This window comes from Mesorhizobium sp. P2_E9 (genome assembly GCF_056403815.1).
The window spans coordinates 47,465-66,078 of the sequence record NZ_JBFUET010000009.1 but is presented as its reverse complement, the minus strand read 5'-3'; the positions used below and the strand labels follow the sequence as shown (position 1 = coordinate 66,078).

19 protein-coding genes are annotated in these 18,614 nt (G+C 61.8%); 6 read left to right on the top strand and 13 right to left on the bottom strand.

Going from position 1 to position 18,614, the window contains the following annotated elements:
• Positions 1-79 precede the first annotated feature (79 nt).
• Together AC1D05_RS16810 and AC1D05_RS16805 are read left to right on the top strand one after the other, a co-directional pair.
• Positions 80-919, top strand: a complete 840-nt coding sequence (locus AC1D05_RS16810) for a hypothetical protein (RefSeq protein WP_477442196.1) — start codon at positions 80-82, stop codon at positions 917-919.
• 368 nt (positions 920-1,287) lie between these two features.
• Positions 1,288-3,231, top strand: coding sequence for a putative bifunctional diguanylate cyclase/phosphodiesterase (locus AC1D05_RS16805; protein ID WP_477442194.1), 1,944 nt, complete (start codon positions 1,288-1,290; stop codon positions 3,229-3,231).
• Between the two features lie 43 nt (positions 3,232-3,274).
• On the opposite strand, the gene AC1D05_RS16800 is transcribed toward AC1D05_RS16805, so the two are convergent.
• The 7 genes from AC1D05_RS16800 to AC1D05_RS16770 form a co-directional block, all read right to left on the bottom strand.
• Positions 3,275-4,255, bottom strand: coding sequence for a 2-dehydropantoate 2-reductase (locus tag AC1D05_RS16800; protein WP_477442192.1), 981 nt, complete (start codon positions 4,253-4,255; stop codon positions 3,275-3,277).
• Between the two features lie 2 nt (positions 4,256-4,257).
• Positions 4,258-5,778: an acyl--CoA ligase gene (locus AC1D05_RS16795; protein WP_477442190.1), complete on the bottom strand. Its 1,521-nt coding sequence runs from the start codon at positions 5,776-5,778 to the stop codon at positions 4,258-4,260.
• A gap of 91 nt (positions 5,779-5,869) precedes the next feature.
• Positions 5,870-7,456 carry a gamma-glutamyltransferase gene (gene ggt / locus AC1D05_RS16790; protein ID WP_477442188.1) on the bottom strand — a complete coding sequence of 529 codons (1,587 nt, stop codon included), beginning with the start codon at positions 7,454-7,456 and terminating at the stop codon, positions 5,870-5,872.
• A gap of 127 nt (positions 7,457-7,583) precedes the next feature.
• Positions 7,584-8,276 (bottom strand): ABC transporter permease, encoded by a 693-nt coding sequence (locus AC1D05_RS16785; protein ID WP_023777791.1) that lies wholly within the window; start codon positions 8,274-8,276, stop codon positions 7,584-7,586.
• Positions 8,273-8,986: an ABC transporter permease gene (locus AC1D05_RS16780; RefSeq protein ID WP_056592763.1), complete on the bottom strand. Its 714-nt coding sequence runs from the start codon at positions 8,984-8,986 to the stop codon at positions 8,273-8,275. The genes AC1D05_RS16785 and AC1D05_RS16780 overlap by 4 nt, the downstream gene beginning before the upstream one ends.
• 72 nt (positions 8,987-9,058) lie before the next feature.
• Entirely contained in the window at positions 9,059-9,910 is an 852-nt protein-coding gene (locus tag AC1D05_RS16775) for a transporter substrate-binding domain-containing protein (protein ID WP_477442186.1), read from the bottom strand.
• A gap of 89 nt (positions 9,911-9,999) precedes the next feature.
• Positions 10,000-10,641 carry a GntR family transcriptional regulator gene (locus AC1D05_RS16770; protein WP_477442184.1) on the bottom strand — a complete coding sequence of 214 codons (642 nt, stop codon included), beginning with the start codon at positions 10,639-10,641 and terminating at the stop codon, positions 10,000-10,002.
• A gap of 28 nt (positions 10,642-10,669) precedes the next feature.
• On the opposite strand from AC1D05_RS16770, the gene AC1D05_RS16765 reads away from it, so the two are divergent.
• Positions 10,670-11,029 (top strand): FCD domain-containing protein, encoded by a 360-nt coding sequence (locus tag AC1D05_RS16765; RefSeq protein WP_477442182.1) that lies wholly within the window; start codon positions 10,670-10,672, stop codon positions 11,027-11,029.
• A gap of 212 nt (positions 11,030-11,241) precedes the next feature.
• Here AC1D05_RS16765 and AC1D05_RS16760 read toward each other — a convergent pair whose 3' ends face one another.
• On the bottom strand, positions 11,242-12,675 hold the full coding sequence (locus AC1D05_RS16760; RefSeq protein ID WP_477442180.1) for a LuxR C-terminal-related transcriptional regulator: 1,434 nt from the start codon (positions 12,673-12,675) through the stop codon (positions 11,242-11,244).
• A 268-nt stretch (positions 12,676-12,943) separates the two neighbouring features.
• On the opposite strand from AC1D05_RS16760, the gene AC1D05_RS16755 reads away from it, so the two are divergent.
• Positions 12,944-13,150, top strand: a complete 207-nt coding sequence (locus AC1D05_RS16755) for a hypothetical protein (RefSeq protein WP_477442178.1) — start codon at positions 12,944-12,946, stop codon at positions 13,148-13,150.
• Between the two features lie 212 nt (positions 13,151-13,362).
• On the opposite strand, the gene AC1D05_RS16750 is transcribed toward AC1D05_RS16755, so the two are convergent.
• Positions 13,363-14,121, bottom strand: a complete 759-nt coding sequence (locus AC1D05_RS16750) for an SDR family NAD(P)-dependent oxidoreductase (RefSeq protein WP_477442177.1) — start codon at positions 14,119-14,121, stop codon at positions 13,363-13,365.
• A gap of 181 nt (positions 14,122-14,302) precedes the next feature.
• On the opposite strand from AC1D05_RS16750, the gene AC1D05_RS16745 reads away from it, so the two are divergent.
• Positions 14,303-15,061, top strand: coding sequence for a hypothetical protein (locus AC1D05_RS16745; protein WP_477442175.1), 759 nt, complete (start codon positions 14,303-14,305; stop codon positions 15,059-15,061).
• Between the two features lie 521 nt (positions 15,062-15,582).
• Here the strand turns inward: AC1D05_RS16745 and AC1D05_RS16740 are convergent.
• From AC1D05_RS16740 to AC1D05_RS16725, 4 genes are all read right to left on the bottom strand, one after another.
• Positions 15,583-15,756: an NAD(P)H-binding protein gene (locus tag AC1D05_RS16740; RefSeq protein WP_477442910.1), complete on the bottom strand. Its 174-nt coding sequence runs from the start codon at positions 15,754-15,756 to the stop codon at positions 15,583-15,585.
• A 60-nt stretch (positions 15,757-15,816) separates the two neighbouring features.
• The gene (locus AC1D05_RS16735) at positions 15,817-16,020 is read right to left on the bottom strand and encodes an NAD(P)H-binding protein (RefSeq protein ID WP_477442174.1); all 204 of its coding nucleotides are present in this window, start codon (positions 16,018-16,020) and stop codon (positions 15,817-15,819) included.
• 69 nt (positions 16,021-16,089) lie between these two features.
• Positions 16,090-16,962 carry an NmrA family NAD(P)-binding protein gene (locus AC1D05_RS16730; RefSeq protein WP_477442172.1) on the bottom strand — a complete coding sequence of 291 codons (873 nt, stop codon included), beginning with the start codon at positions 16,960-16,962 and terminating at the stop codon, positions 16,090-16,092.
• Between the two features lie 44 nt (positions 16,963-17,006).
• A complete protein-coding gene (locus tag AC1D05_RS16725; protein ID WP_477442170.1) occupies positions 17,007-17,429 on the bottom strand; it encodes a DoxX family protein in 423 nt (140 codons plus the stop codon).
• A 119-nt stretch (positions 17,430-17,548) separates the two neighbouring features.
• On the opposite strand from AC1D05_RS16725, the gene AC1D05_RS16720 reads away from it, so the two are divergent.
• Positions 17,549-18,454, top strand: a complete 906-nt coding sequence (locus tag AC1D05_RS16720; protein WP_477442168.1) for a LysR family transcriptional regulator — start codon at positions 17,549-17,551, stop codon at positions 18,452-18,454.
• Positions 18,455-18,614: the final 160 nt, after the last annotated feature.

The window sequence follows — 18,614 nt, the reverse complement described above, 5'->3', positions numbered from 1 at the left end:
TTGAATGACGCTGCGCAGGGTGGTTGGCCTTCTGGTCCGACGCCGCCCGCGGAAGTGTCGATATCGGGGGATATGGTCAATGACTGACAACAAGCCAGACGTTACCAAGGATTGGCAAGCGACGCAGGGCCAGAAGTCGTCCGCCACGCGTCTTCGCCTTTTCGCCGCGCTCTCGTGGATCGTCGCCATCGGCGGCGAGATCTACGGGATTATCCTGCTTCGCCAGAACAAGTTCGACCAGGGACACCTGCCGCTGATCATCGGCCTTCTGGTCGGCATCGCGATTTTCGCAATCGCTGGCAACTTGCTGTGGAAGGCGGCCAACAGGCACGATCCGGCCCGTGCATCCGACGCGGCCAGTTTCTTCTTCCAGAACCAGCTCGGCGCAATCATCACGCTGATTGCCTTCCTCCCGCTGGTTTTCCTGATCCTCTCCGACAAGAACATGGACCCGCAGACCAAGAAGGTTGCCGGCGGCCTCGGTGCTGTACTGGCCGTGGTCGCCGCGATAACGGGGGTCAGTCTCAAGCCTCCGTCTGTCGAGCAGTACACCCAGGATATGAACGCGTGCGCAACCCAGATCAAGTCGGGCCAGCCCACCACCGCCTGTTCGCCTGACGTCGCCGCTCAGGCGCAGGCGATCGCCACGGACAGCGCCGCGGTGACGGCTGCGACGCAGGATGCGAGCCACCCCGCCGGTCAGGATGTCGTCTACTGGATCGCGCCCGAAAACGGAGCCGCGAAGTCCACCGAGCCGCATGTTTTCCACCTCTGCGCAGGCGTGAGTCCGCTGAAGGACAAGACCGTGAATAGCGGCTCCGTGACGGAGGCCTACGCACAGAACGCCATTCGCATCACCAAGCAGATCGATATGGAACAGAAGCAGTGCGGGTTTACCGCCAAAGCCAGCACCAACTGAACCCACCCGCGCTCGATCGTCAGCGCCTACAGCATCATGGTGCCAGCAAGCGCCCGGGGTGCCTTGGTCGCCGACGATTGCGGCTAGCGTGGAGCCGGTTAGTTCCGAGATCGGGTTGGAGGAGAGATTGACCCTCTCAGCTTCACCCAGATTTCGCTACAGACGTCTTGAGGGTGGGAATGTCGTCTGTCCGCTTCTTGCGGGCGAGCACAAGAAGGGGCGTCACTCCCAGGCAAATCGAGCGATTGCCCCCTTAAGCCGCTGAAATCCTTAACGCGATTTTCACCCCGTTAGCCTAGCTACTTGCCCCTATGAGGCATTCCGAGCAGCCTGTTCAAGGGTCCGCCCCTCAGGGGCAGGGTGAATCCGTGGACGCCGGGATTCTCCGGGATCAGTTGGCTGATCTGCGGACCGGGATCTTCATTTCGATGCCTATAGGCACGGTCCTCTCGGCCCTGATCCTGGCCGTGCAGATGCTTTCGGGCGGCGGCCTTGCTGCGGTGCTGTGGTTTGCGGCGGTCAGCACGATAAATGGCGCACGCATTGCCCTTGCTCTCTCCCAATCGGACAAGATCGACAGCCGGCTGAAACCGGTCGGTGCACGGCTTTCTGCCTACGGGATGCTGGCTCTGGCGTCGGGCATCGCCTGGTCTTTTCTGGCAGTGCTGACCGATGGCTACACCACGCCCCAGGCGCCAATCTATCTGATCGTTCTCGCCGGCGCGTCGGCAGGTTCCGTCACCTACGGAACATCATACGCCCCGTCCTCGATCAGCTTCATGACGCTGCCACTTTTGATCACCATCGGCTGCCTCTCAGCAAAAGGCGGTGTCGAGAATTATATATTGGCTTTCACAGTCCTGCTTTTTCTCGCTGGAATGGTCAGAAGTGCGCTTCTTGGACAAGCCCGCTTCCGCGAGGCGAGCCGCCTCAAATACGAGGCGAAGGCGTTCGCCACCGAGATGGAGCGAAACTCCAGGCGGGATCCGCTGACGAATCTGCTCAACCGATACGGGCTCGAGCAGGCCATCCGCCAGCTCGGACTTGCCGACGGTCCGTTCGTGGCCATGCTGATCGACCTGGACGGCTTCAAATCCGTCAACGACACCTATGGTCACAATATCGGTGACGACCTGTTGGTCAGGGTTGCGCGCAGAATAGAGAACCATGCGCCGCCAGGGGCAACCATTTCGCGCATCGGCGGAGACGAGTTCGTGCTGGTGTTTCCCGCCGGCAAATCCGTGCAGTCAACCAACGGACTTGCATCCTCGATCATCGCGGCCATCGCAAATCCGGATCCGGCGTTGAATTCGGTGCGCGTCGGCGCTTCGATCGGCATCTACGTATCGGAGAGACCACAATTGACGGAGATGCTGCTGCGGGCAGACTTCGCGCTTTATGCGGCCAAGCGTGGTGGCAGGAATGAATACCGTCTCTTCGATGCCAGGCTCGATCGCGGGCTCGAACGCAAGCACTGCATCGAGCGCGATCTGCGCGGGGCCATTGAAACAGGCACTCTTTGCTCATGGTTCCAGCCGATGGTGCGACTGGACACGAATGCCGTCGTCGGCTTCGAGGCGCTGCTGCGATGGCGGCACCCGGTTCATGGCCCCATTTCCCCGCCTGAGGTCGTCACCGCGGCGCGTGAAACCGGGCTGCTTTCCCTATTGACGGAAACGGTGTTTCTCAACTGCTGCGCCATGATCGAAGAGCTTGTGAGAAACGGGCGTCAGCATGTTCGGGTGGCGATGAATCTCTCGCCGCGCGAGCTCGAGGCAGGCAATGTCGATGAAATGATCCTCGACCGCCTCAAGACGAACAATATCCCCATAGCGATGCTCGAGATAGAGATCACGGAAGAGGCGCCCGTGGATCGTGACAGAGTTGACGAAAAGCTGGAACGCCTGGCGGATGCGGGCCTATCGATTGTGCTGGATGATTTCGGCACGGGTTTTTCGACGCTGGTTTCGCTGAAGGACAGCCGAATCCGCAAGATCAAGATCGACAAGGACTTCGTTCGCGATCTCGCCAAGTCCGTGGAAGATCAGGCCTTGGTCAAGGCAGTCATCGATCTCGGCCGAACGCTGGGAATGGAGGTCGTCGCCGAGGGGGTCGAAACGGACGCTGACCGTATGATCCTGCGGTCGCTCGATTGCATGATCGCGCAGGGTTTTCTGTTCTCGGCAGCACTTCCCATGCATGATGCGCTGGCCTTCGAGCCAGGCCGCTTCGACACCTCTGCCGCCGTCAAAGCCTTCTTTGATCCCGCGACGGGCTTGCTGCGCAAATCCCAAACCGGCACCGCCGCTTAGCAACGGCCGCATGCAGGCCAGCGGCGCCAACGCGCCCGCCCCATCACCCATAACACCCGCGCTCCGCCGCCAGCCGTCGCACCAGCGCCAGCACGGCGTCGATGGTCGGCGTCGGCTTGTCCGTTAGCCGGCCAAGTTCCTGCACCGCACTCACCAGCGCGTCGATCTCCATCGGCCGGCCGCGCTCCAGGTCTTGCAGCATCGAGGTCTTGTGTTCGCCGACATCGCCGGCGCCTTTTATGCGCCGGTCGACCCCGATGGGGAAGCGCACGCCGAGGCTTTCGCCGATCGCCTGCGCTTCCAGCATCATGCTGCGGGCGAGCGCCCGGGTGCCTTCGTCGGCAACGATCGCGGCCAGCGTGCTGCCGGTCAGCGCCGAGATCGGGTTGAAGGAGAGGTTGCCCCACAGTTTTACCCAGATCTCGCTACGGATGTCGTCGCGCACCGGCGCCTGCAGGCCGGCCTTGACCATTTGCTCGGCTAGGCGCGTCACCCGTTCGCTGCGCGCGCCCGAGGGTTCGCCGAGCGAAAAGCGCTTGCCTTCGACATGGCGGATGAGGCCGGGCGCGTCGACCTCGACGGCGGGATAGACGACCGAGCCGATGACGCGCTGTGGGCCGATCCGCTGCCAGATCGCACCGCCCGGATCGACCGCGTTCAGCCTGGTGCCTTCGAGCGACCCGCCAACGCCATGGAAATACCACCACGGCACGCCGTTCTGCATGGTGACGACGGATGTGTGGTCGCCAAGCAGCGGCGCGATCTGGTCGAGGGCCGGGGTGAGGGAATGGGCCTTCAGCGCCAGAACGACGCAATCCTGCACGCCGAACTCCTCGGCCTTGGCGGCGGCTCTCACCGGCGCGACCGTTTCCTGGCCATCCTCGATCAGGCGCAGGCCGTTTGCCTGGATCGCTTCGAGATGCGCGCCACGCGCGACGATCGACAGGTCGGTGCGGCCGGCGATCGCCAGCTTGGCGGCGAGATAGCCGCCGATCGCGCCGGCGCCGAAAATGGTGATCTTCATCGTCAAAGCCCGAGCTTGGCGGCTAGTCCGATGCGCTGCAGCTTGCCCGTCGCACCCTTGGGGATTTCTTCGAGGATCAGCACCTTGCGTGGCACCTTGAAGTCGGCGAGCCGCGTCGCTGCGTAAGTGCGGATGTCGTTCTCATTGGCGTTCATGCCTTCGCGCAGCACCACCGCTGCCGCCACCTCTTCGCCAAGCTTGTCATGCGGCATGGCGAAGGTGACCACCTGCGCCACCGCCGGATGGTCCATCAGCACGTCGTCAACCTCGAGCGGTGAGATCTTTTCGCCGCCACGGTTGATGATCTCCTTGAGCCGGCCGGTGACCCTGAGATAGCCATCCTCGTCGAGCACGCCCTGGTCGCCGGTGTGGAACCAGCCATGCGCGAAGGCCGTGGCGTTGGCATCGGGGTTCTTCTCGTAGCCTGCCGTGACATTGGGGCCGCGAATGACGATCTCGCCGGTCTCGCCGGCTGTCAGCAGCCGACCGTCCGGCGCCATCACAGCCACCTCCGGTCCGGCGCCGGCGCCGACGCTGCCCGGCTTGCGCAGGCCCGGCGGCAGCCGGTTCGACGCCATCTGGTGGGCGGCCTCGGTCATCCCGTAGGATTCGATCACCGGACAGCCGAAGGTTGCTTCCAGTTCGCCCATCACCTGCGCCGGCAGCGACGCCGAGGACGAGCGGATGAAGCGCAGGCGCGCGGACTCCAGAACCTCCGCATTGCGGGCCGCACGGGGCAGGATCGCCTGGTGCATGGTCGGCACCGCCGTGTACCAGCTTGGCTTCGAGTCGCTCAGCCACTGGAAGAAACGCAGCGCGTTGAAGCCCGGCGTGCAGTAGATGCTGCCGCCCGCCGCCAGCGACGACAGCACCGCCGCGATCAGGCCATGAATGTGGAACAGCGGCATGATGTTGAGGCAGCGGTCATCGGCGGTCAGGCCAAGCGTTGCGCCGATATGGCGGGCGGAGGCCGCGATGTTGGCATGGCTGAGCGGCACCAGCTTTGGACGCGATGTCGTGCCCGATGTGTGCAGCAACAGCGCAATGTCGTCATCTTGCGCCATATCGGGCGCCGCTTGCGGACCGACCGCCGCGCCCTCGATGGTGAAGCTGCCGGCAGGGGTATCAGGAGAAACGACAAGCCTCAGCACGCCGATGCCGAGTCGTTCGGCCACCGCCACCGCCGGACTTGTCTCGTTCTCCGCGACCAGGATCGCCTTGGCACCGATATCGGTGAGGTAGAAATCGAGTTCATCGGCGCGGTAGGCGGGGTTGAGCGGCGCCGTCGAGGCAGCGGCCGCCACGGCAACAAAGGCGGTGGCCATCTCCGGCCCGTTCGACAGCACGATCGCCACCCGGTCGCCCCGGCCGATGCCAAGCGCGTGCAGCCGCTCAGCCGTGGCCGCGATCAGGCGGCGCAAGCCGCCATGGGTGAGGGTCGCTCTGTCGGGCGCCAGGATCGCCGGTGCGTCATCGGCGCCGGTGGCGAGACGGCGGGAGAGGTCTTTTGAATTCGTGCTCATGGTCACCGACTATGTTTCAAACGACTGCTTCTAGAAAGCCCGGAAGACGAGGGACAGCGCCGACGTCCGGAAACCGGTTCTCGCGATCACCTCAATATCCCAGCGCCAGCCCATCCTTGCGCGGATCGGAGGCACCAGTCAGCGTGCCCTTCTCCCAGTCGATCAGCACAACCTGCCCGCCGCCGAGCGGGTGATGCGGTTCGGCAATGCGATGGCCGCGCTTGCGCAGGCCCTCGAGCGCATCAGTGGGAACGCCGCGCTCGGCCTCCACCGTATCATCATTGTAGAACACCCGTGGCGCATCCAGCGCCTGCTGCGGGTCCATGCCGAAGTCGATCATGTTGGTCAGGAGATGGACATGGCCGAAAGGCTGGTAGCCGCCGCCCATGACGCCGAACGGCATCACCACACGGCCGTTTTTCGTTGCCATGCCCGGCATGATCGTGTGCATCGGCCGCTTGCCGGGCGCAATGGCGTTGGGGTGCGTCGGGTCGAGACGGAAGCTCGAGCCACGGTTCTGCAGCACGATGCCGGTCTTCGGCCCGACGACGCCGCTGCCGAAGGAATAATAGGTCGAGTTGATGAAGGAGACGGCGTTGCGGTCGCGGTCGACGATCGAGATGTAGACCGTGTCGCTACCCGGCAGCTCCAGGCGCGGCAGATGCGTCATGGCACGGTCGCGATGGATCTCGGCGCGCAGCCGGTCGGCATAGGCGCCGGATAGGAGCTGTTTTACCGGCACCGGGACTTGGTCCTGGTCGCCGACATAGCGGTCGCGGTCCTGGTAGGCCAGCCGTCCGGCCTCGATTTCCAGATGCAGGCGCTCGGCGCCATTGGGGTCGAGCCCGCCAAGCTTGAAGCCCGACAGCACGTTCAGCATAAGCAGCGCCGTCAGCCCCTGATTGTTCGGCGGCATCTGATGGATGTCATGGCCGCCATAGGCGGTGCTGACGGGCGCCACATAGTCGCCTTTGGTCGCGGCGAAATCCTCATGCGAATGCAGCCCGCCCAATTCTCTGAGCCGGCGCACCATGTCGTCGGCGACAGCGCCTTCGTAGAATCCGGCGCGGCCCTGTTTGGCGATCACCCGCAGAGTGGCGGCGAGTTCCGGCTGGCGATGGATGTCGCCGGCCTTCGGCGCTTGGCCGCCCGGCAGGAAGATGCGCGCGGCATGTTCGTCCGCCGACAGGTCGGTCTCCGGCTCGGCCCAGTCGAACGCGACACGGTCATGCACGACATAGCCGTTCTCGGCATAGTGGATGGCCGGCGCCAGCACCTCGGCCAGGCTCTTGCGGCCATGATCTTCCAGGAGCCGGCTCCAGGCGTCGACGGCACCCGGCACGGTCACCGCATGCGGTCCCTGTTTCGGAAGCTCGCTGAAACCCTTGTCCAGATACCAGTCGACGGTGGCGCCCGCGGGCGCGCGGCCCGAGCCGTTGAAGGCCAGCACCTCGCCCTGACCTCCGGGGGAATAGAGCACAAAACAGTCGCCGCCGATGCCCGTCGATTGCGGCTCGACCACGCCTTGCACCGCGGCGGCGCAGACGGCGGCATCCATGGCATTGCCGCCGGCGCGCAGCATGTCGATGGCGGCAAGGGTCGCAAGCGGATGCGAGGTCGCGGCAACCGCTTGCGTGGCACGAACCGGCGAGCGGCCGGGAAACTGGAAATCACGCATTCTGTCTGAATATCCCCTGGTCTGATGGATGCGGCGCTGCCATGGCGTAACACGACACGGCAACGGATCACTTCGGCTCCTCGACACTGCGCATTTTGCCAATTCTCCTCATTACGCCAGATGCATATCAGGCTCGGACCCGATAAGGCGTTAGCCAGGTTTCCAGCGCGTTCAGTGCCGAGATGATCGTAAAATTGATGGTGAGATAGATCGCGCCCGCGGCCACGAAAACCTCTACGGCGCGATAGGTCTGCGAAATAAGCCCCTGGGCGATGCCCGTCACTTCCATCAGGGTGACGATCGATGCAAGCGACGTACCCTTTACCATGAGGATTATCTCGTTGCTGTAGCTCGGTATCGCTTGGCGCAGCGCCAAAGGCAGAACGACGAGACGCAGGGTCTGGAGCCGTGTCATGCCGAAGGCAGAGGCCGCCTCGACAAGGCCGCGCGGCACACCCTGTATCGCACCCCGCAGGATTTCGCTGCCATAGGCCGCGGTATTGAGACTGAGCGCGATGATGGCGCACCAATAGGGTTCGCGAAACAGCCACCAGAGCCCAACTGCCTGAAGTGTGGGGCGGAACTGGCCGAGGCCGTAATAGATGAGGAATATCTGGACGAGCAATGGCGTGCCGCGAAAGACGGCAACGAAGGAGCGTATGGGCCAGACCAGCATCCGATGGTTTCCCTGCTGCGCCAGTGCGAGCAACAGGGCCAAGGCAAAGCCTATTCCGATCGACAACCCCGCAAGTTGCAAGGTTAACGGCAAGCCGGAGAGAAGGGTGGGAATGATCTCTACAAAGAAGGCGAAGTCGATCATGCGTGGACCATGCCTCGCCACGCCCGTGCCTCGCCGTAGCGGAAGACCGATCCGGTCACGGTAGCGATGAGGAAATACAGCGTCGCGGCTGCTATATAGAAGACGAAGGGCTCCCGCATCGATCCCGCGCCGATCTGAGATTGCCGCATCAACTCCACCAAGCCGATCACGGAGATCAAGGCCGAATCCTTGAGCACAAGCTGCCAGACATTTCCGAGGCCCGGCAGGGCGTGCCGCATCAGTTGAGGCACGATGACGAGACGCAGCGATTGGAACCGGGACAGGCCGAGCGCCTTGCTAGCCTCAAACTGGCCGAGATCGACGGCGAGATACGCTCCGCGATAGACCTCGGCTTGATAGGCGCCCGAAATGATGCCGATCGCCAGGACGCCAGTCGCAAATGTCGGCAGCCCGACGAAGCCCGCGCTGCCGAAGAATTTACCGATCTCAGTCAATGCTATGCTGCCGCCGTAGTAAAGCAGGTAGATCGTCAACAGATCGGGCACACCCCTGAACACCGTGCCATAGCCCTTGGCGACCCATGACGGTAAAGCTCTCGTGGAGAGCCGGCCTCCTGCTGCAACCGCGCCGAAGAGAGCGCCGAGCAGGAAGCCGAGGACTGACAGCGCAAATGTCACGCCAGCTGCCAGCAGCAGGGCTCCGCCCCAGCCGCCCTTGCCCACGGAAAGGATATGGAGTGTGTCCGTCATGTGAAACCTGATCGTTCAGCGCGGCACCCGACCGATCGGTTGATACCAATCGGCCGGAGAATACACACGTGGCTACTTGACCGGCGTCACGTCCGTTTTCACCCATTTTTCCGAGATGCGTTTAATGGTCCCGTCGGCAATGGCGGCGCTGATCGCGTCGTTCAGCATTTCCTTGAGCTTGGCGTCTTCCTTCCTGAGTCCCGCACCCGTTCCGGCGCCGAACAAGCCGCCGACAAAGCCCGGACCTGCAACCGTGAAGCCCGAGAATTCCGGTTTTGCGAGCGTCGCGGCGAGCGCTGTCTTCTGAGCGAATATTGCATCGATGCGGCCCGCGGCCAGATCGAGATCGTGCTGCTCGGTCGTCTTGTACTCGCGAATCTCCACCGTGTCGCCGAAGTATTTCTTGAGGAATTCGAGCATGGCCGTGGCCGCCTGGACACCGACTACCTTGCCCTTCAGCAGGGGCTTCAACTTGTCGACCGCGGCCTTGGAAGCAGCCTCATCGTCCAGTTTGAATTTCTCGGCCGAAGCGCCGAGCTTCCCCAGATCGCTATCCTTGGCGGCTGCGAACCCACCCGGGTCGATCGCATAAGGCTGGGTGAAGTCGATGGTCTCGAGGCGTTTCGGCGTGATGAACATGCTGGCCATGATCACATCGAACTTGCCGACCTTCAGCGAAGGAATAAGTCCGTCCCAGTCCTGAGCGATGATGGTGCATTTGACCTTCATCCGCTCGCAAAGATTGTTGGCGAGTTCGATCTCCAGTCCGTCGAGCTTGCCGTCTGCGTTGGTGAAGTTCCACGGCGCGTAGGCGCCCTCCGTGGCGATGGTTATGGCCTTGGGCGCGTCCTCGGCCAATGCGGTGTGCATGAAGCCGAACATGCTGAGTGCGGCCGCAACTGCGGCCAAACGACAAACTTTCATTTGGTTCCCCTTTTTTATAGGCTGATCGAGCTGTTCCTACGTCCGGCCGCATTGCCGGTTCGAGGTCATTGTTGTCCGGCCGGCGTTCGTCACCGGCTCGGACTCACGAACTCGGCCAGCATCGGTGCTGTGCTGAGAATGTGATCTTGCATCACCTTTTCCGCGTGAGGTTCGTCGCCTGAACGCAAGGCCGCGATCACGGCGGCATGCTCCTCGCGCGCAGAATGCGGCTTGTCACAGTCGTCGAACCAGATGCGCATGTAGGGCTCTATCACCACATGCAGCGCCGATATCTGGTGGATAAGCTTTGGCCTCCGGCTTAGCGCACAGATACGGCCATGGAATTCCTGGTGGCGGACCACCCAGTCGCTGCTGCCGCTCTGGCCCGCGCGTTCCATGCGCTCGAGCAGGCGCTCGAGTTCCTCGAACTCCTCCTCATCGATCCGGGGCATCGCCAACCTTACGGCCAGTCCCTCCAGAACCGAGCGAATTTCGAAAATCTCGTAAAGCTCATCGACCGTCAGGCCTGCGACCACGCATCCACGATTGGGCCGCAGAACCACCAGCCCGTCGGAGGCCAGGCGCCGAAAGGCTTCCCGTACAGGCATGCGACTCATGCCGATCTCGGCGGCAATGTCCTCCGGAATAAGCCTGTCGCCCGGTTTGTAGCGGCCGAAGCGAAGGGCTCTCTGAAGGTGCCTGTACGCCTCTTCCTCCGCAGTGGCGGACATCTGTGGCTCGGCCGGAAAGGCTGCTGACATGCGGCACCTAAATGAATTTTTGTATCCACGTATTATCAAATCCGCATTTTGTTTCATCGTCAATACCCCGGTGACGACGTTCAGAAGCCGATACCGGCGCCGTGCACCATCGGCACAATTTGTTTCGGGCCGGGCGAGTCTTTGGCATGGTGCCGAACTGGCGGCGGCCGCCACGACCGAGAAGGACAAGGCGCGGCTGCGCGCCATGCTGGCGGAATGCGAGCGGCTGGCCGCCATAGCGGACAGCACCACGAAGGAAAAATTCCAGGAGCTGGAAGTTGGCATCGACCTCCATCGCGTCATCGCCGAAATCAGCGGCAACGCCATGCTGCACGGCAGAGGCGATCTGCGCCGGTGACGCAGCCCGGGCTGGCGCCCTAGCCCGCGCCCATGTGCGTGGCTCGGGCGACAACGTGCTGCGCCTGCTGCAGGCGAAGTCGGATTATCAGAGCTTTTTCGCCAAGGCCTCGTGAGCAGAACCTTGCTCCAAGCGACCGCGGTGGCGGTGTGGTGCCGGACCGCGCTCTAACGAACGCGTCTATGGCGACGGTCGACAAGTAGAAAGTGCCCTCACGGCAGCATTGCCAGCTTTGCAGCGTTGCGAATGGCTTTGACGGCGTCGGGGTTCGTCACCGGATAGCCGGCGATAAAGCGTTCGACCGAAAAGCTGGGGAATTCAGCCTTCAGGCGCGTAGCAATCCTGGTCACCTCGCCGGCCTCGCCTATGACCGCGTGCGCTAGCGCTAGGAACATCAACACATTCGGAGAGTCCGGTGAACTTCTGCGCAGCGCAGCGATGGCTTGCCTGTGGCTGCCGGCGGCGAACAGGATGCGACCTTGCATGCCGAAATACCAGGGCGGCGCCAATGGGTTGAGGCGCATGGCGCGCTCCATCAGCGAGATCGCGTCGGCCGGATCGCCGGTGACAAGCGCCCTGCTGCCAGCCAGCAGCGCCAGCGTGTCGGCATGGTTGGAGCCGAATTCGAAGGCTCGCCGGTAAGCGCGCTCCGCTGCCTCGAAATCGCCCAGGCATCCCATGAGATCGCCGAGGCAAGTCTGGACGCTGCTATCCATTGGGTCGAGCCGAAGTGCATTTTCCACCGCAACCCGCCATCTCTCGGTCGCTCCCTTCAGATCGCCGCCGAAACCGTTGCAGTATTCGATCGAATAAGCGTAGGCGAGCTCGATCCAGGCTCTGACCAAGGTAGGGTCGAGTTCAAGCGCGCGCGAAAATAGCCGAATTGCCTCTGCGTTGCCGGAGCGGCTGAACGTGTCGTGCTGTTCGCTGCCAAGCAGATAGAGGTCATAGGCGCGCAGGCTCGCGGGCGGCTTGCGGCGAGTGGCGTTACGGCCGACGGTAGCAATCGCCCCACCGCATCCGGCCAGTACGTTGATGACGCTGTTGGTCAACCTGTCCTGCAGGGTGAACACGTCCTCTAGCGGGCGCTCGAAGCGATCTCTCCACAGGCTGACGCCGTTCAGCGCATCAGCCAGTTCGATCGTTAGCCGAACCCGCCGGTCGTCGGCTCGCAACTGGCCCGAGACGATGTAGGTGGCGCCCAGCGCCTTGCCGTCGGCCGCAAAGTCTGTGGGCTTGCTGCCCAGTGCTTTCATGGTGTGAAAAGCGACGACTGGCAGATTCGCGTAACGCGCCAGGTCGATGCTGATGTCCGACGACAGGCCGTCGGCAAAGCGGCACCAGCGTTCCTCTGAGTTGAGGCTTTCGATCGGGAATATCGCAAGCACTGGCGAGGCATCAGGCAAGGATGGAAGTGCGCCGGGCTGTGCGGAGCCAGGGCCGTTGAAGTGCGATGCAAGCGCGATCTTGTTGTTGACGCCAAGCTTGTCATAGATCGCGGCGAGATGGGTGCGGACGGTCGAAGGGGCGATGAACAGCGCCTCGCCGATTTCGCGATAAGTCAGGCCCGAGGCAAATTTTTCCGCCACCGCGCGTTCGCGGTCCGATAGCGCGTCAGCCGGTGAAGACGTCGCGATGCGGTTCATCGAGAAGCTTCCTGCCATCGGATAGGCACGGTTTCAACCAGTACCGCCGCAAAATACTACAAATGCGGGAGGCAGAATACTGCACCTGCCCGATCCCTCCGCAGGCGCACACGATGCAAGGTCACTGCTTGCAGCAACGCGCTGCAATCGACCAACGGAGGTTTCGATGCGTCCTGTTGCAATAGTGCTGACGTGCGCAATCTTGGGTTTTCCCGCCGCTCCATCGCCGTCGTTTGCAAGCGGATGCAGGCAACTGCTGGAGTCGGATGTGAAAATCGCCAGTATGGCTGCCTATGCCGACATCCTGGCCAGTGCGGCTCGCAGAGGGTGGGATTACACGCCTGAATCGATCGTCAGCGGCTCAAAGCGGCATTTCGAGGAGTTGAAGGTCCAATTGATCGCCGTCGGCTATGAGATCGTCCCTGTCGGCGCTCACCCGTATTGCGCCCGGCTGAATAAGCTGGTCGCCGGCTAGCTAGCAACTGGCGACCCACCTTTGCAGCGCGAGGCTTGTTGGCGCAAAGCATCGTCCTGGTCGCAAACCCCTGCACCTTCAGGATGCGAAGCGCTTCGTCATAGCCGAACTTCTCGAAGTCCCACGACCTGACGTCCTCGACCGGCACGATACTGGGGCGTCAACCTGAACTGGTGCATGGCCTCGACATAGGCCTCCCGCTCGGCCGGCCTTCAGCCCTTGTGCTCCTGAAGGCTGTTGCCGCCGTCGACCACCAAAAGCGCGCCGTTGACATAGCTGGCCCCTTCGGAGGCCAGGAACACCACGGCCGCGGCCACTTCATCCGGCCGGCCTGCCCGCGCCGGCGGCGTATGCAGGGCCGCCATCCGTTCCATCTCGCTCGACGAGCCCGTTGCGATCCAGCCGGGCGCCACGGCGTTGACGGTTATGCCGTGTCTCGCCACTTCGAGCGCCAGCGTGCGCGTCAGGCCGACCATGCCAGCCTTGGCGGCGGAATAGGCTGATGTGCCCACGAAGGACACCAGCGGCCCGGTGACCGACGCCACATTGACGATGCGCCCATAGCCCGCTTCGACCATTCCCGGCAGGAACGCATGGGTAACCAGAAACGCCGTCTTCAGGCTGACCTCGATGCCTTGATCCCAGTCGGCCTCGGTCATCGCGACAAAAGCCTTGTCGACCGAGGGTGACGCCAGCGAGCCCATGCCGGCATTGTTGACCAGTATGTCGACGGCGCCGGCCTCAGCCCGCAGCCGCGTGACATCGGTGGCCTTGGTGAGATCGGCGACCACGGCCGTGGCATCGATGCCTTCGGCACGAAGCTCGGCGGCGCGGTCAAGCACGCGTGCGCTGGCGCCGGTGAGGAACACGGCATGGCCGGTGCCGCCAAGTTGGCGGGCGATGGCAAAGCCGATGCCGTCGGCGGCTCCGGCGCCGGTGATCAGCGCACGTTTGATGGGGATGGAGCTCATGGGTTAAATCAGCTCCGCTGGTTTGCGCCGTCCCGCGTTTTGTGACGCACAGTCGCGAAACGCAGTCCAATGTATGGATTTGAGGCGCCGGTGGAGATGAAAATGGGAACTCATATGTGACTATGGGTGTTATACAATTTTCCCGTCACCCCTAATACATGTCGGGTTCAATATCCAGCGAATGAACAATATCACAAATACCGATTGGGGATTTGAGAATATCCGTGCCGTCGATAAAACGCGCGCAGAACGACTAGAACACGCCGGTTCACCTCACGCGCTCGCAGAGGTGTTGGCGCGGGAACTGCGTAAAGCGATGGAGTGCCGTGAGGTCCGCTTCGCGACCGATAGCAAGAGAAATGAGTTCAAGGAATGGCGGGCGATCGTGCAGTTCCGGGTGAAACCAGAGAACTACGATTGGTTTTTCAACGCCCGCACAGGCTACCGCGCACAATTCTATCGTAGTCCCGCCAAGGGGATCGACTTCAACAAAATAGTTGTGGGATCGCTGTCCAAGGTCCTGTCGCAATGCTTGCCAGAAGCCGTAAGAGCAAGACAGGTTGACGTTAACCCGAGTGCGCCAATAGACATGGGAACCATCACGGTTACCCGGGACGTGATCATTAACTCTCTTGCGCCGACGGTCGCCAAGATCTGGATTGTCGAGCAACGCTATGATGACGAGAAACCGTGCAACGTTGGCCTCGTGGTTCTAAGCGACGCCGCCCGCTATCTCCCAAAACTCTCTGTGCCATTGTGGGCGAAAGCGAAGAATTCGACGACGGGCGAAATCGGAGAGGGATTGCGCGCCCCATTTCCATCCACGGATATGTCTTGGCTTGATTTGAAGGGAGGCTTTCTGGATGCGGAAGGAAATTACAGCCAGATCAAACCTCAAGAAAAGAGGGCAAGACAGCTTCACAGCTTCGGCTGGACATGATCTCGCGCCACAGTCCACCGACAGATTCGATTTGACTCGGCGACATTTAGAGAAGGCATCCACACGAGTTCGAAACCCGGTGCAGTAGAGTTGGCGCGCCAGAAGAGATTCAAACTCCTGCCCCCAGATTCGTAGTTTACTTTTGATTAGACAAGAATATCAAATTGTTATCCATGGTTGTAAATGCATCTTTCATTTAAGTTATTTGCGCAGAATCACGAATTTTGGCGGGGACACACTATCTGATCCCACGCGAGTCTAAAACCGGCTGAAAAACCGGCTGAATTTTCTGGCCGGTAGCACTAAACTTGCAGGAATCGCGCTATGACCGGCATCCGTATCCTCATCAACGACAAGGCGGTTAGCAACCTTAAGGCGCCTGGTTCGGGACAGTATCGCGCCCGCGACACCCAGCTTAAAGGCTTCCACGTCATCGTCGGCAGGCGAAGCAAGACATTCGCCGTCCAAGGAGACCTGCGGAAGGATCAGCAGCTCGAAAAGGTGATCTGCGGGACCAAGCTTCACCACAAGATGACCGGTGTCTGCCGCAACCATGTGTCGGCCGTCAGTTGCTCGACAGCGAACCGAGCAACATTGGCGCGAGCTACCTTGCCGCCATTGATGCTTGCGAGGTTGGTGACGGCCCTGACGCTGCCACGAGCTTGGTCATCGGTGAGCCTTGCAGGCCGGACAATGACCCAATCAAGTGAGGTGACGCGGATTGCGGCTTCCTGGCGGTTCTTGTCCTTATAAGCCTAGCTGAGCAGCAAAGGCTGGAACAGTCGGTCGAACACGAAGCCGCCGTGGCCACGGCTGTCTCCTACCCCGAGGGCGGAGATGCAGACCAAGCGGCGCACGTCGTTGCGCGTCATCGCCGCGATGAGGGCGCGTGTTGCGACGGTTAGCAGGTCGACCTTGCGGCGGCCCATACCGGTGCCCAAGGCGCTGACGAGACGCATTCATTCCAAATAAGATGCGCATGTCCGTGAGCAGGCTCGAAAGTCGCATCCCATCGCTGATCCGCGGACCTACGCCGTGGTGGCCTTCTGTGCCGCCGCGAAGACATCGCGTGCGGATGTCGTACCCGCGACGTGTTCCGTACCCTCGGTTCCGAGTTCCATCCATCCCGCGTTCACGGCCTCATACATTTCCTCGGCAGGTCCGGTGTGGCCCTTCGGGACGCCGAACTGCTCGAAGGCTTGCGCCCACCCTGCACGCGGGACTGCAAAGGCTTTCACGTCGCGATTCAGGATTTCACCCAATTGCCCGGCGACTTCGTCAGCGCTGACCATCGAACCAAGCTCGATGACGCGATGCCCTGACCAGGCCGGTCCGCTCAAAAGGCTTCCGACCTGCGCGCCGATGTCGTTGGTCGCGACCATGGCCGATTTCCGGCTTGTCGGATTGTAGAAGACTGGCAGGGTTCCACCCTGGGCGACCTGCAAGCCGAAGAGAAAGTTTTCGAAAAATCCGCCGGCGCGCACATAGGCGATCGGCAATTTCAGGTCGCGAAATCCTTGCTCCAGAAGCGACAGGGCCGTGATCATCCCCAGGCCGCTAGTCCTGTCCGCCCCCATCGACGAGAGCGCGACGACGCGTGGCGGCGGCGCTTTGGTGAGCGCCTCGACATAGTTCGCAATGACGCCCTTGGCTTCCTTGAAATCCGGCGAGGGGGTCCAGACAGCCGGCAACATGACAAACGCGCCGTCGACGCCGTTGAGCGCCCGCTCGATGGCGGCCGCATCGTTCCAGTCGCCGTCGACCAGTTCGACGCCCTGGTTCGTCCAGGTCGCCGCCTTCGCCCGGTCGCGGACCAGAGCGCGGACCCGTTTGCCTCGCGCCAGCAAATGCCTCGCCGTTGCGCCGCCCACTTTTCCCGTGATTCCCGTAACTAAAAACATGTGTTTTCTCCTGGTCTTTGGGGGCAGAGCACTGCCCTGTTAGTTCAACGAACGAGCGGCAGCAGGGCCCGGATACGGGGATTGCGCGCGTAGAGGCCGCCCCATGTCAGCGCGCCGAGAAGCAGGGAAATGAGTTCCGGCGGCGATCCCAACTCCCCGATGCGGACATGGGCGCAGATCGCGCCGCCCAGAAAACCAGTCACCAGGATCGCGCCGAGGACAGCGGTGGCCGGAATGGCGTAAAGGATGGCGCAGGCGAGTATGATCGGACCCACGACACGGGTCAGTCCGATCGCGAACCCGGTTTCCTGCAACGTGCTCGCAAGCTGTGCCGGCGCGACAAGCTGAATGGCGCCGTCCGCTACCAGAGCAACAACGACGGCCACGCTCATTATCCGGCCGGCCCACAGGGCGCCATGCAGGGTCACAGTTTTGGGCATCTGATGCAGGTTCATAGTTTCTGACACTTGTATTTCTCCGATAGCGCCTCCCCAATTTCCGGAGCTTACTGTGTCTCTCAGGTGTGATAAACATCGCCAGAATGAACGCACTGTTCTTGCAGTGAGAAACAATACCGAGGCGTGAAATGCAAAACCTCGAGCCCATCCTCATATTCATAACGGTAGCGGAAATGGGGAGCTTCACCCGCGCGGCCGAAAGCCTGGGCATCCAAAAGGGGAGAGCCTCAACGGCGGTCCGAAAGCTGGAGGAAGATGTCGGTGTCAGGCTCCTACATCGTACGACGCGAAGCGTGCAGTTGACGGAGGACGGACGCGCGTTTCATGCCCGGGCCCGCGACCTGCTTGCTGAAGTTGATGACCTACACTCGATGTTTGCAGGCGACCGTGTGGCACTCCGCGGGCGTTTACGGGTTGATCTTCCGACCGAGGTGGCGCGCACAACGATCGTGCCCGCCTTACCTGATTTCATGGCGGCTCACCCCGAGCTGGAGCTAGAAATGTCGAGTACGGATCGACAAGTCGATCTGGTTCAAGAGGGGTTCGACTGTGTATTGCGGCTTGGACCCATAGGGGACGAAACGCTGATTGCCCGCCCACTGGGCCTGTTGCGAATGGTCAACGCCGCCAGTCCCGCTTATCTGGCGCGCTATGGCGTCCCTCGATCGTTAGAAGATCTCCAGCGTCAGAAACATCGGACAATTCATTTTTCGACGATGCTGGGCGTAAGACCCCATGGATGGGAATATCCAGACGGCGACAGCTACGCGACGCTTCAGTTGCCAGGTGCGCTGCACGTCAACAGCGCACAAACCTACGACGCTGCTGCCCTCGCCGGCCTTGGCCTGATTCAGGCGCCACTCTTGGGGATTGGCCAATACTTCAGGAGTGGAACGCTTGTGGAAATCATGCCCGATTTTCGTCGCCGGGCGCTTCCTGTGTCCCTCATCGTAGCACACCGGAGCAATCTGTCGCGCCGAGTGCGCGCATTCATGAAATGGATCGAAGAGGTGCTGACGCCGTATGTGGAATAGCGAGACGAACACCTTCGTCCGGCCCTCGAAATTCGCGTTCTGAAATTTTGTTTTCCGATCGTCTGCCTGGCGAATCGGGTTTTGCGTGCGCTTGCGACAGACTGCGATCCGATGCCTCGGGAGGCACGGATAATCGACATTAATAGGAAAGGAACTGGAA

Coding starts and splice junctions, on each gene's coding strand:
- ggt (WP_477442188.1), bottom strand. CDS start 7,456: ATGCGTGATTTCCAGTTTCCCGGCCGCTCGCCGGTTCGTGCCACGCAA.
- AC1D05_RS16750 (WP_477442177.1), bottom strand. CDS start 14,121: ATGAGCTCCATCCCCATCAAACGTGCGCTGATCACCGGCGCCGGAGCC.
- AC1D05_RS16775 (WP_477442186.1), bottom strand. CDS start 9,910: ATGAAAGTTTGTCGTTTGGCCGCAGTTGCGGCCGCACTCAGCATGTTC.
- AC1D05_RS16720 (WP_477442168.1), top strand. CDS start 17,549: ATGCAAAACCTCGAGCCCATCCTCATATTCATAACGGTAGCGGAAATG.
- AC1D05_RS16785 (WP_023777791.1), bottom strand. CDS start 8,276: ATGATCGACTTCGCCTTCTTTGTAGAGATCATTCCCACCCTTCTCTCC.
- AC1D05_RS16765 (WP_477442182.1), top strand. CDS start 10,670: ATGCGGCACCTAAATGAATTTTTGTATCCACGTATTATCAAATCCGCA.
- AC1D05_RS16795 (WP_477442190.1), bottom strand. CDS start 5,778: ATGAGCACGAATTCAAAAGACCTCTCCCGCCGTCTCGCCACCGGCGCC.
- AC1D05_RS16730 (WP_477442172.1), bottom strand. CDS start 16,962: ATGTTTTTAGTTACGGGAATCACGGGAAAAGTGGGCGGCGCAACGGCG.
- AC1D05_RS16770 (WP_477442184.1), bottom strand. CDS start 10,641: ATGTCCGCCACTGCGGAGGAAGAGGCGTACAGGCACCTTCAGAGAGCC.
- AC1D05_RS16780 (WP_056592763.1), bottom strand. CDS start 8,986: ATGACGGACACACTCCATATCCTTTCCGTGGGCAAGGGCGGCTGGGGC.
- AC1D05_RS16735 (WP_477442174.1), bottom strand. CDS start 16,020: ATGCGTCTCGTCAGCGCCTTGGGCACCGGTATGGGCCGCCGCAAGGTC.
- AC1D05_RS16810 (WP_477442196.1), top strand. CDS start 80: ATGACTGACAACAAGCCAGACGTTACCAAGGATTGGCAAGCGACGCAG.
- AC1D05_RS16800 (WP_477442192.1), bottom strand. CDS start 4,255: ATGAAGATCACCATTTTCGGCGCCGGCGCGATCGGCGGCTATCTCGCC.
- AC1D05_RS16745 (WP_477442175.1), top strand. CDS start 14,303: ATGAACAATATCACAAATACCGATTGGGGATTTGAGAATATCCGTGCC.
- AC1D05_RS16760 (WP_477442180.1), bottom strand. CDS start 12,675: ATGAACCGCATCGCGACGTCTTCACCGGCTGACGCGCTATCGGACCGC.